This window comes from Bradyrhizobium brasilense (assembly GCF_029714345.1).
GTDB lineage: Bacteria > Pseudomonadota > Alphaproteobacteria > Rhizobiales > Xanthobacteraceae > Bradyrhizobium > Bradyrhizobium australafricanum.
Genome location: NZ_CP121669.1, coordinates 7637957 through 7649937 on the forward strand (window position 1 = coordinate 7637957; position 11981 = coordinate 7649937).

Genomic DNA, 11981 nt, shown 5'->3' on the forward strand with positions numbered 1-11981 from the left:
GTTGGGTGCTGAGCCGGCTGCTGGAGAAAGCATTGAAATTCGCCAGACCGGTCGCTGCCGTTTTGTCAAATGACATTAGCGGCGGCAACCCAAGGCTCGTCATTCAACGTTCCAGTATGAGTGTCTGACCGGAAATCCACCTAGCCGGTCGGGATTTTTCTCTGAATCTTAAATTCGGCAACCACATCGCGCGTGTCCTCAAACCACGCATCGACCGCCTTAAATAGGTCGCGCTTTATCACACGCGACCATTCTTGAACCGTCGCATCCAACGCCTGAGCGTTCGCTCGCACAAAGTGCGGCCGATCGAGCTTTTCCTGTCCCTTACTCATGAAATAATCTACAGCAACGCCGCCCGTAGCACCTAGGGCCCAACCCGCAACTGTACCTAGGCCCGGCTCGACCATTGTCCCTGCGGCGGCGCCAAGCATCTGCGGACGCATCGCAGCTAAGACTTTGCCCGCTGCCTTCGCGAAGATGGGAAGGACGGCCCGCTCAATAGCGGGCGCGAAACTCAAAGCGACCAGAGCCGAAACCGATACGGCCCCTGTTCCCCTGAGAACAGTCCAGAATGCTTCATCATCCACCGCGTAGCGCGGCGCTTTCCATTTTTGTTGGTCCCATCCGAGCGAGAAGTCCAGCTTTGCCAGCGGGTCGAGACGCTCAAGGTGCTGTGTTTCGCGGCTGAGATAATCTTGAACGCGATCGTCAAGTCTTGTGAGGACGGCAAGATAGTCTTTATGCGCCTCGGCGAGGATTCGCGCGATACCGGCTTCGAGTACAGGGTTTCGAAATTCAGGTTTTAGCACGAACCGCTGATAATTCCGGACAAGATAAGACTCAACGGCATTATGGCTCGCCTCAACGACCCCCTGCACATTGTTAGGTGCAAAGCCCGTCAAGCCTCCCATAGAAGCCTCTTTTAGGAGCGCCCACGACCGGCCCCAAGCGAAGTACCAATCCGCATAGGCAGCAATGGAAGCCTCGCGGTCCTCAAATGCCGTCGCGAGAAGTGCTTCTATTCGAACGGCCGTGTTAGTCTTTATTATCTGACATTCCGTATCAAGGTTGATCAGCGTTTCGTTGACGAATTTATTGACTCCGCTCTCGTCGGCCAACAACAGGTGCAAGGTGCCGTTCACATCTCGGTAGTAGAGAGCAACGGACCGTTTGAACTGTGTGGCCACGCCAGTGCGGATGACACTATCGTCCCGGTGCACGGGAGTTCGATGCAACGCCCGTTGCTGCATTGAGTCGAACAACCCAGGTCCGACCTCAAGAACGGCATATCCAATAAACACAAATGCAGCTGCCCCAGACAAACGTCCCATGACAGACGCTCGCCCTTGAGAAGGAATGGGCTTGGACCCACGCCGCAGTACCACGCGAAATAAACGTGAGAATGAGCGCTCGCTTCCTGCGACAACATCTCTGAGGTCATCGCGCCTTTCGATAAGGCTTGAATTTGGACGCTTTGTCGTCACATTTTTCTCCATCGCGGTGGGCCGTACGATCGAGACAGGCCTTGCAAGATAGGCGATTCCACACCTGCTTGCAACGAAGTGCGGTCCGCAATCCCCCGCGATCCGATACGCAAGCGCTTCGCGATGTGGAGCGTGGACGAGAGCGACGTGCAGAATTGCAGTTCCGTCAGAGCGAGAAATTTCAGATGATGGCGCAATATGGAATCATTTCTCATCCGTAGGCTAAGCGAAGAGGATCTAGACACGGTCATCGTTTCGGCCGGTGGTCGCCGTGCCCATCCCGATGCGGATCGGCGCGACCGGGTGGGCGCCGACTACGTGCTCGCCGAAGCAATCGTTGAGCTTAAATCGCTTGATGAAGAGGGATTGAAAAAGCCCGTTCGACAACGCAAGCTCGCGGAGCTATTTCGAAAGCACCGCGAAGCCCGACCAGTCGTTGTGATTGATCGCGAAGTCTTATCGGACCATGGGAAACGCGAATACGACCGCATCATTGCTGGACCCATCAAACAAGCGGTCGCATCTGCGCGCAAGCAGGTTGAACAATCTCGGAAGGAGTACTCCGAAACTTCGACCAATATTTTGCTCGTGCTGAATAACGGGTACAGCGCGCTAAGCCACGAAAGTCTTCTCAAGCTTGTCTGGGAGCGCGCAAAGAACGATTCACGGAAAATCGACGGTGTTGTGGTTGCCGGTTGCTATTTTCATAGCGACGGCTTCGACAGCTATTTCCTTTGGCCCATGGACTACCGACTGATCAATGTGGAGCGGCCGTTTCCATCGTATGAAAAGCTTCGAAAGGCATGGAACGAACTGGCCAGCAAGTTCATGACCGACCTGATGCTGGTATCGCCGCAGCAGAATTCAACCAAGACCGCAGTCGCTGACCTGTGTTTCGACTACGGCGGCGTAACCTACGTTAAGCCGGCACCTATTTTGGGTGGAGCGTCGACGTTCTTCGTCAACGGCCGGCCCCGCGCCAAGAACACCGATCGTTGCCCGCCGGTCGCAACAACCTTTGCCGATATGAACCGAGAGACGTGGCAAGCCATCCACAAGCTACCCGGAATGCCACTGCTATCCAACTCGTACGAAGAATGGCTTCGAGAACGTGGTCGGGCCGCTTCGTCGAACGAAGCGTTGAGGCCGTTCGTGCCGATACCTATTGGCTTCGATGACTGGATGTCGTGGTGCTCGACCCTCACCGATGGCGACGACTGTTCAGTGGGCCAATACGCCAACCGCCTATTTGACGAACGAGCACGCCATCTGCTCCTGACAGCTCGCGAACGCTCGCCGTCATCAATACTGCCATCCCGCTACATCTTTGCGATCACAGAATTCATCGGCCAGGATCAAGCGAACGACATTTCGCACGTACTCGATGTCCGCGAGTTACCGCATGGCGAGCCCAGCGTCCGAGTACTCGTCGAGAACGCGCGCATTGGCCATCTGCACGCTGTCGCCGTGGCTGCAGCTTATGCCGTTCTCGGCAACGCTGAATGTGTGATGTGGCAGAAGGATCTGCGGTACGCGTGGATGTAGCTCCCATTGCCGGGACCTACTCTGCTCACTACCCTTTCGCTCGGCTTAATCGTGCGAGAGGCCCAAGTCGAGTGGGTAGCGCGCAGCAGGTTTCCGCTCGTTGACAGGTATACCTGCACGAACGAGCTGGCTGCGCATCCAGCCGTCACGCTTAGAGGGACCTTGATGGTCTGCGAGCACCAGGCGCGCGATGCGAATAGCTTCACGCAATTCTCGCGCAGATACGGATGTACCCTCTACCCTCTCATCCGCCAATTCTGCGAAATCCATCCACCACTGATCGTTGTGCCCCCAATGAAGGAACGTTCCTGGATAAACATTCCCTTCCCACAAGCGCATAAATTCAGCTCTTCCGAGATGCTTTCCGTGGAGGGTACACGCGCTCGGGTGATCGAGAGTACGATAAAGCCTCCGGATCAAGCAGCAATATTCGAGGAGTTGATACCTGCCCGTACCACCGACATGGCTACTCGTTGGGTGGTCCCAATTGAACGTGACCCAACGAAAATCGTCTATCTCGGCCACCAAAATGGATTCAAAATCTTCCTCTCGCTGCCGCACGAAGATGATCCGCCTTGGATTGACCCGTTGGATAGACTCAAACTGCTCTTCTGCACCTCGATAGTCTCCTGGATCCACGAGGAAGGGCGTTTGTTTTCCTTCGAGAAGCCAATGTTCGCTTATCCCCAATGCCCGCGCAACGTTGACCAACTCGGCTGCACTTACATCAGAACGCCCCTCCGCAACGGCTTCGAGCTTGCGCCAGTCAGGAAATCCAAGGTGTTTTGAAATGCTCTGCAGGGTGAACCGTTCGTTCACGCTGCGCTGATCGTTCATTAATTCAACTGCCGTCGTTAGGCGTGAGCCTATTTGCTTTGCAATTGCTGATGCGGTCGCAGCATCGTGAAAACTCGGGTTCGCGACGGTGATGAGGCCGTACCGGATGGCAAGGTCGGCGTGCTCGCTCAATCGGCCTTCAAGCCAATCCCAACCATGTACTTGGACCTCAAAGCTGCCGTCTCGCGCATGGCGCGCGCTTATCTCCGCGGCAGCCTTCTTTAATCGCACGTCGTTCGGCCCCGGCGTGAGGACCACGAAGATGTCGAGCTTTGGATAGAAGCTGCGCGCCTTCGCCACTTCTTCACGCAACTCCTTCTGTGTGAGCCGACTATTCGTCCAAATTGAACCGTCACCGCGACCACGACATTGGATACCGACCTGAATGCGCGTTTGCTGATCAACACCCGAAACATCAACACCCGATTGCGGCTGGCCATTGCGGCCATGCAGGTCCATGTGGACGTCACCCGTAATCCTGATGTACAGATCCCGAGTTAGGCGTTCGAATGCCTGCCAATCTTTGGGACGGTTGAGCGAGGTGGCACTGCTTAATCCAGCGGCGAAAGCTCGCACCGCTTGACTGCGTTCGCGTTGGGCCAGCGGTGCCATGTCCCCCTCAATGTGCGCCTCCGTGCACTGGACGCCGACGCTCGCAAAAATCTAGGGTGGCGGTCCAAGCCGTCAAGGACATCGCGTCTTTTTAAACTCTTATTTTGCGAAGGATTCGTTTGGCTGGTAGGCCTGAAAGCTCCAAGAACCCAGGACCCTACATTAGAATCGGGACAGGCTTCAGTGCGCAAGCGCTGCAATTCTGCTCGGCCGTCGGAGAGCGGGGATTATGGTCACAGTGCAGTGTACGTAACCATGCCATTGCGCAGCCACGCCGCCGAAACTTTGGCAGGAGCGCGCGCGGATGTGGCAGGCGAGTTCGACCGGCTGAAGGAGCACCTTCATGTCATCAGAATGAGTGCCTAGGGAAAAGCGCGTTCAAAGTGAGGTTGCTCGCTTAAGTCGCACGTCCATTAGTTCGACATGTTGGTGTCAAGGAGCGCCAGAAGTGAACGCACCACTACTAGTCGACGACGTCCAATCGTTCTCGTGACGATACGCCCAGTTCCTATCAACTCGTAAAGCTTCGTGCGTCCCAAGCCGGTCACTTCGCATGCATCGTCAATCGTGCAGGTGAGACGCTGGGCGAATGGCATCGTGCTTGGTTCTGCGGCCTTCGGAGCGGATAGACTGACTTGCAACTGTTGTCCGCCAATTTTCTCTCGTCGATTGTATCGCACGTGGCCCTCCTATTCGCACAAAGCTCGACAGGACAAGAGTTGATTGTGCGACGAGCAACGTCAATGCGAGCATCCGACGGCGCTCGCGTACGACAGCGCACGTCAGCGGTCGTTTGAATATTTCCGGACACCAAGGGCGACGGAGAAATTTATGGCGAATGCGCCAACCACAGTGAGGCATCGCGCCGAGGCAAATTTGGCAAATGTCGGCAGCAAATTCCGCAAGCGTTCGCCGCTGTTCACCAGCGTCTTATTCAACCATTATTCAACGAACGCGGCTGATGGCTAGCTAAGTGCCTGATTTTGCTGGCGCTCCCTAGGAGCCTCTGAGTTGATATCCGCCAAGGAAGATCGTAGCGAAATTCACTCACAACTTCAAGGATTTGTTGCAACGCAAGCAGTGACTTGCTTCTACAAAAAATTCTTGGACGTTATACGCTTTGTTGGACGATTTTGTTGGACGGTTTAGGCTTCATCCGCACGGGCTGGAGGGGATGAATTTGCATGGGATTGTGCCGCCACTTCCTGCGCACCCCGCGAGATTGAACCCGCGCTATACAAGGGCAGTGGGGGGAGGACCTATCTTCAGGCGAGCCAACTATCGCTTGTTCTGTCGGTTGTGGAGAGAGATCATCGACCACGGCAGGAATGCTCCTTCTCGACTTCCAAGATGGAAAAAGAGGGGCCGCTGCCATGATCAGGCAGCGGCCCAGTCCAGTCTTGGGAGTAGAGCAGACAGACCGGTCTGCGAGCGGATTCTACGCAGCTTGTCTGCCGGTCGACTGTCTCTTGACATACAAGATGACGAGAACCGGCGAGTGCGAGTTTTCCACTCGCCGGCAACCAACAGACTCGCGTGATCAACTATTGATGTCTCGACCACGGGTTTCCGGCAGCAATAGAGCCCCGACGATCGCCGTCGACGCTGCGAAAGCGATCGTGTACCAGAGCCCTCCGAAAATGCTGCCGGTCGCGATGACGACTGCGGTCGCGACGAACGGCGCAAAGCCACCAATCCAACCGTTGCCGATCTGCAGAGCCACGGAAACGCCGCTGTATCGGATGCGAACCGGAAACAGTTCGACCAGGAGTGCCCCGAGCGGCCCGTAGACCATCGTCGCCAGGAACACCAAGGCGAAGAGGATGGCGACGACCATGGCTCCGTTGGGTTCTGCTGGCGTCTTCGCAGATGGCAACCCCTTGTCGGTCAACGCCTTCAGAAGCTTGGCCTCGTCGAAGGCCATGCCCGCTTCATTGCCGATCTGGATACTCAGAGTTGCGGCGTCGGCCTTCACGACATAGGGGACAGCCCTCGCGGTCAGGAACGTCTTCACGCGCGTGCACTCCTTCGTCGCCTGGGGCGCGAAGAGTTGACCAAACAACGATTGATCCTCGCTGCAGTCATTTCCGTGAATCACGACCGAGGTGTTGGCACGGAATTCGGCGAGCGCCGGATTGCCGTAGGCGGCCAACCCCTGGAAGAGAGGTATGATCAACAGTGCCGATAGCGCGCATCCGGTCACAATGATCCACTTGCGCCCGATCCTGTCCGACAACCAGCCGAAGAACAGGAAAAATGGAGTTCCAAGCGCGAGAGCGACGAGAAGATAGAAGTTGGCCTGCTCCTGGCTCATCTTCAGTGTCGTGGTCATGAAGTAGAGGCTGTAGAAGTGCCCCGTGTACCAGATCACCGCTTGGCCCGCGACCACCCCGAAAATGGCAATAAGCACCAGACGCAGGTTGCGGCTGTCACCGAAAGTATCGACGATCGGATTCTTTGAGCCTTTGCCTTCAGCCTTCATCTGCTGAAACACCGGCGACTCGTGGAGCTTCAGCCGGATATACAGAGAAAGAACCAAGAGGCCGATCGATCCGATGAACGGAACACGCCACCCCCAGCTCGCGAAGCTCTCTGCCGACATGGAATACCGGCACAGAAGGATGACAACGAGCGAGAGGAAGAGACCGAGCGTCGCCGTGATCTGGATCCAGCTCGTGGTGAATCCCCTCTTCTCTGGCTCGGAATGCTCGGCAACATATGTCACCGCCCCGCCGAACTCGCCGCCAACAGCCAGACCTTGAAGCAAACGCAGACCGACCAGGATGGTCGGAGCCCACCAGCCGAACGTCTCGAACGTCGGCAAAAGGCCGACCGCTGCGGTAGCGAGGCCCATCACGAGCATGGTGACGAGGAACGTCTTCTTGCGGCCGACCAGATCGCCCAGCCGCCCGAAGACGACCGCGCCAAACGGCCGAAGCACGAACCCGGCACCGAACGTCGCCAGTGCCGCCAGAAGAGCTGCCGTCTCATTTCCCTTCGGGAAGAACAGCGTGCTGAAAAAAGCGGCCAGCGAGCCGTAGACGAAGAAATCGTACCATTCGAAAACGGTGCCCAAGGCGGCAGCCAGAATAATGCGCTTCGTGTCCCGGTCGAGTCCTTGCGAGGAAGAGGCGCTGGTTGTGATTGCCTGCACTGACATGTTTCTCCTCCCGTTCAAATGGTGTGCGCCGCGCCGGCAGTCGCAATGGCGTGTGGTGGTTGAATGTCTTGCCGCATAAGGAAGGCACCCAAGCTCAGGTTGAATGTTGCCGGTTGCTCAAGCATCGGAAAGTGCCCTGCCTCAGGTATGATCTCGAGCCTGCTGTTGGGAATGCCCCTGGCGAGGGCCTGTGACTCGCTTGGCGGCGTGATGATGTCCTCATTGCCCACCAGAACGAGCGTCGGCACGCGGATCTGGCCGAGCCTATCGCGGCTATCCGACGCGTTGAGCGAAGCGATTGCCTCGCGCGCCACGAAGGCCGGTGTCTGCGCAACTTCGTGCTTGGCGAACTCGACAAGATCCGCGCTTGCGGCAGAACCGAATGATCGCTCGATGACCTTCTGGCTGGCCGCAACGACGCCCAGATCGGCGATCGCCTTGAGGACATTGTCGACATTCACGTCGGCGCCCAGCCCGTGCGGCGTAGCGCCGACGAGGACCAGAGCTCGCACCCGCTCGGGATGAGAGAGCGTAAAGTGCTGGGCAATGGTTCCGCCCATCGAGAGACCGACGAGAACCGCCGATTCGATCGCGAGGGCGCGGTAAACCTTGAGCACGTCCTCCACGAACGCCTCGATCGTGTATTTCCGATCTTCGGGACGCGGCGAACGGCCATGCCCTGGCAAATTGATGCGAACCACCTGATACCGGGCCGAGAAGGCGTCCACCTGCTCTCGCCAGAACTCCGCCGTGGTCGTGAAGCCATGCACGAACACCAAAGGCTGTCCTTCCCCGGCCACGTGCACAACAGTGTCTTCGATTTTTATGCTTCTTAAGGTCCTAGTGGGTGTCACTTTGTCCTCCCCGTGATCGTTTTCGATCCAGAAGGTTCGCAAGCTCCGTGCCATCCCGCGTCCAAGAGACGGGCCCACCTGCAAGCCTCTGCGAATCTTGCGCAATTTTCGCGAAGCCGAGTGACCGCCACGATTTGACGAGCATCTGCGGTCGGGTTAGTGTAACATTTTAGTTATACGATTGTAACCTTGGCGTTACACTCAGAAGGATTCTTCAAATGGTCCTTTCGCAATGGATTGTCGGATCGTCGGAAGAAGCTGGTTTTCTCAGGCTCGTCCTCGATCACGTGTCGGATTGTTTGGTGGCGGTGGATACGTCGGGTACGATCGTGCTGATCAACCACCCCTATTGCAGGCTGCTGGGCGGCACGGCGGAAGATTTCATCGGGCGCCACATTACCGATGTCGTGGGTTCGCAGACGAAGCTTCATCTCGTCGCACGTGGAGAAGGCAGCCATGTCGGCTACCCCCTCAAAGTGCGCGGACACCAGCTCATCACGCGGCAAGTTCCTGTTCTCCAAGATGGACGGATCATCGGTGCTGTAGGCCTCGCCCTGTTTTCGGATCTCGGTACTTTGAAGAGGACGTTTCGCCGCGTCTCGCAATCCGAATTGGCGATACCAAATGGCAACAAGCCGTGGCGCTCGCGGTACACGATGGAGGACATCGTTGGCGAAGGCGCGCTGATGGACGCGTACCGCAATTCGCTACAGGTCGTCGCTGGACATAACCTTCCTGTGTTGATCTCGGGCGAGACTGGTTGCGGCAAGGAGCTCGCCGCGCACACGATCCACGCACACTCGGCGCGAGCAGATGGACCATTCGTGTGGATCAATTGCGCGTCGATTCCGACCGAATTGATTGAGGCAGAACTGTTTGGCTATGAAGGTGGAGCCTTCACTGGCGCACGCAGTCGCGGAAAGCTTGGAAAGTTCGAGCTGGCTTCCGGCGGCACCTTGTTCTTGGACGAAATCGGAGACATGCCCCTGCATCTGCAAGGCAGCTTGCTGCGCGTGCTTCAGACAAACGAGTTGGTGCGCGTGGGCGGCACGACTCCCGTCGCGGTCAATACACGGATCATTTGCGCGACCAATCGATCCGTTCTTGAGATGGCGCGGGCCGGTCGATTTCGGCAGGATCTGTACTACCGCCTCAGCGTGCTGCCGATAGAGGTGCCGTCGCTGCGAGACCGAGATGACGTAGCGTTTCTCGCCCAACAACTTCTGATCCGAATCGCCGCCCGACTTGATGCCAGTCCGAAAGGCATGACCCGAAGCGAGATAGCTTCGCTGGCTCAACATCGATGGCCGGGAAATGTCCGCGAGCTGGAAAACGTGCTCACTCGGTTTCTCGTCACCGGCAAATTAACGTTGGGTACGGCTGATTTCATCTCAAATCCAGAAGCGGAAGAAAACGAGCCGAAATCACTCAAACAGGGCGTGCAATCCCAAACGGCGGTCCAGATTCGAACCGCCTTGGAGCGATCTGGTGGCAACAAGCGCCAGGCCGCGGAACTGCTGGGCATTAGTCGTACACATCTGTACCGTTTGATGAAGGAACATGGATACGAGCCGCGGCGAGGTACAGGATAAGTGGGGGCTCACTGCGAGAGCTCCCCGACCCGCCTATGCTGCCCTGACATTTGCGACAAAGCTGCCGACCTCGTCCTGCAACGATCGCAACTTGCCGGTCAATCGAGCGCTCGACTCAAGAACTGTGCCCGCTACCGCCCCGGTTTCCGACGCCGCAGTGTTCACGTCCGAGATGTTTAACGATACCTGAGTGGTGCCGGAAGCGGCGTCCTGCACGCTCTGGGCAATCGCCTGTGTTGCGACGCCCTGCTCCTCGACGGCCGAGGCAATCGAAGATGAGATCTCACTGACCTCCATGATCGTCGCGAGGATGTTCTGAATATTGCCGACAACTGAAGATGTCTCGGCCTGTATCGACGAGATTTGCGCGCCGATTTCGTCCGTTGCCTTGGCGGTCTGGGTTGCGAGCGACTTCACCTCGGCCGCAACGACGGCAAAGCCCCTTCCGGCCTCGCCGGCGCGCGCCGCCTCGATCGTCGCGTTGAGCGCGAGCAGATTGGTTTGCGCCGCGATCTGGTTGATGAGCCCGACGACCTCGCCGATCTGATTGGCTGCCGAGGCGAGCCCCTGCACGGTGGCGTTGGCGCGCTGCCCGTCATTGGCAGCCTTGTCAGCGACCTGAGCTGCTCGTACCACGCGCTGGCTGATCTCGTTGATGGAAGCGGACAATTGGCCGGCGGCGGATGCGACCGTCTGCACGTTCTCGGACGCCTGCCGGCACGCTTCCGTGACGACATTCGCCCTGCCGCTGGCTTGATTGGCGCTCGCCAACATGCTCTCGGCAGCCTTCTGCATCTCGCTTGCCTCATCGAAGACCTCGAGCACCACCGCCTCGACGCTCGCCTCGAACCTACCGGCGAGCTCCGCCATGAGCTTTCGCTTGTCCTCGTCTGCTCGCAGCTTGAGCTCCTCTTGCTCGCCATGCATCTCGCGAACGGCGGCAGTATTGTCCTTGAACACGCGGAGCGCTCGCGCGAGACTTCCCACTTCATCGCGACGGGCTGTGTAGGGCACGTCAAAATCGTCCTCACCGGACGCCAGCTTTTCGGTGAGCGTGGTGATCGTGGTGAGCGACCGTGTCACGGCACGACTGATAGCCAAGGATACCCCCAGCACCAGAACGACGACTGCTAGGCAAATCCAGGCGAAAGTCCAGGCGATCTGCCGAAAGATCGTATCGACATCATCGAGATAGATGCCGGTCCCGATGATCCAGCCCCAGGGCGCAAAACCCTTCACGTAGGAGAGTTTGCGGACCGGTTGGTCGAAGCCCATCTTGGGCCAGAGGTAGCTGTAGAAGCCGCCTCCCTCCTTCTGCACGAGATCGACAAAGCCGCGAAAGAGATAGTTTCCGGTCGGATCCTTGAGCTCTGCGACCGATTTCCCGTCAAGCTCAGGCTTGGCCGGGCTCATGATCATGTTTGGCGCCATGTCATTGATCCAGAAGAACTCGACCTTATCGTACCGCAGCCCCTTGATCTCGCCGATCGCAGCAGCCTGGGCCTGCGCGCGGTCAAGCTTGCCCTCGCTTTGAAGCTTCTGATAGTGCGCGAGGATGCCGTGTCCGATGTCGACCATTTGCTGGATCTTGGCCTGCCGATCCACCATCATCTGGTCACGTATCGTGTAGAGCGCCAAAGGCACCAGAGCGATCATACCCGTCAGCGCGACGGCGATAATGATGATGAATTTGGCTCTCAGACCACGAAATGACATCGGATTCTCGCGACAGGAAAAATGATCGTCAGACTGTGCCGGCCGTCTTACCGGACGCTTAAGTATCGCTGGCGTGCCACGCACCGCGCACGATGTTGACGCTGTTTGGCAGGATTTGCACGCTCAGCGAGATCGCACGAGCTGCACTCGCCAGGTTTTTAGGCTCCTCTGAGGCGCAATT

General features: G+C 57.5%; 9 protein-coding genes. 3 read left to right on the forward strand and 6 right to left on the reverse strand.

All coding sequences use genetic code 11. The features are described 5' to 3' along the window. Nucleotides 1–140: 140 nt before the first annotated feature. A complete protein-coding gene (locus QA635_RS35230) occupies nucleotides 141–1331 on the reverse strand; it encodes a hypothetical protein (protein ID WP_283064325.1) in 1191 nt (396 codons plus the stop codon). A 351-nt stretch (nucleotides 1332–1682) separates the two neighbouring features. On the opposite strand from QA635_RS35230, the gene QA635_RS35235 reads away from it, so the two are divergent. Further along, a complete protein-coding gene (locus tag QA635_RS35235) occupies nucleotides 1683–3029 on the forward strand; it encodes a hypothetical protein (RefSeq protein WP_283064327.1) in 1347 nt (448 codons plus the stop codon). Between the two features lie 45 nt (nucleotides 3030–3074). Here QA635_RS35235 and QA635_RS35240 read toward each other — a convergent pair whose 3' ends face one another. Both QA635_RS35240 and QA635_RS41920 read right to left on the reverse strand, forming a co-directional pair. Then, nucleotides 3075–4478, reverse strand: a complete 1404-nt coding sequence (locus QA635_RS35240) for a helix-turn-helix domain-containing protein (RefSeq protein WP_283064329.1) — start codon at nucleotides 4476–4478, stop codon at nucleotides 3075–3077. A gap of 413 nt (nucleotides 4479–4891) precedes the next feature. Then, nucleotides 4892–5074 (reverse strand): helix-turn-helix domain-containing protein, encoded by a 183-nt coding sequence (locus QA635_RS41920; RefSeq protein ID WP_425249216.1) that lies wholly within the window; start codon nucleotides 5072–5074, stop codon nucleotides 4892–4894. 127 nt (nucleotides 5075–5201) lie between these two features. Here QA635_RS41920 and QA635_RS35245 point away from each other — a divergent pair, with 127 nt between their 5' ends. After that, a complete protein-coding gene (locus QA635_RS35245; protein ID WP_283064331.1) occupies nucleotides 5202–5447 on the forward strand; it encodes a hypothetical protein in 246 nt (81 codons plus the stop codon). A 571-nt stretch (nucleotides 5448–6018) separates the two neighbouring features. Here QA635_RS35245 and QA635_RS35250 read toward each other — a convergent pair. Both QA635_RS35250 and QA635_RS35255 read right to left on the reverse strand, forming a co-directional pair. Next, complete coding sequence (locus QA635_RS35250; protein ID WP_283064333.1) at nucleotides 6019–7638, reverse strand: MFS transporter; 1620 nt, start codon at nucleotides 7636–7638, stop codon at nucleotides 6019–6021. A gap of 14 nt (nucleotides 7639–7652) precedes the next feature. Beyond that, on the reverse strand, nucleotides 7653–8414 hold the full coding sequence (locus QA635_RS35255) for an alpha/beta fold hydrolase (RefSeq protein ID WP_283064336.1): 762 nt from the start codon (nucleotides 8412–8414) through the stop codon (nucleotides 7653–7655). 296 nt (nucleotides 8415–8710) lie between these two features. Between QA635_RS35255 and QA635_RS35260 the strand changes: the two genes are divergently transcribed. After that, entirely contained in the window at nucleotides 8711–10084 is a 1374-nt protein-coding gene (locus QA635_RS35260) for a sigma-54 interaction domain-containing protein (protein WP_283064338.1), read from the forward strand. A gap of 33 nt (nucleotides 10085–10117) precedes the next feature. Here the strand turns inward: QA635_RS35260 and QA635_RS35265 are convergent, their stop codons facing one another. After that, nucleotides 10118–11800, reverse strand: coding sequence for a methyl-accepting chemotaxis protein (locus tag QA635_RS35265; RefSeq protein WP_283064339.1), 1683 nt, complete (start codon nucleotides 11798–11800; stop codon nucleotides 10118–10120). Between the last annotated feature and the right edge of the window lie 181 nt (nucleotides 11801–11981).

Coding starts and splice junctions, on each gene's coding strand:
- QA635_RS35250 (WP_283064333.1), bottom strand. CDS start 7,638: ATGTCAGTGCAGGCAATCACAACCAGCGCCTCTTCCTCGCAAGGACTC.
- QA635_RS35265 (WP_283064339.1), bottom strand. CDS start 11,800: ATGTCATTTCGTGGTCTGAGAGCCAAATTCATCATCATTATCGCCGTC.
- QA635_RS35240 (WP_283064329.1), bottom strand. CDS start 4,478: ATGGCACCGCTGGCCCAACGCGAACGCAGTCAAGCGGTGCGAGCTTTC.
- QA635_RS41920 (WP_425249216.1), bottom strand. CDS start 5,074: ATGCCATTCGCCCAGCGTCTCACCTGCACGATTGACGATGCATGCGAA.
- QA635_RS35235 (WP_283064327.1), top strand. CDS start 1,683: ATGGAATCATTTCTCATCCGTAGGCTAAGCGAAGAGGATCTAGACACG.
- QA635_RS35260 (WP_283064338.1), top strand. CDS start 8,711: ATGGTCCTTTCGCAATGGATTGTCGGATCGTCGGAAGAAGCTGGTTTT.
- QA635_RS35230 (WP_283064325.1), bottom strand. CDS start 1,331: ATGGGACGTTTGTCTGGGGCAGCTGCATTTGTGTTTATTGGATATGCC.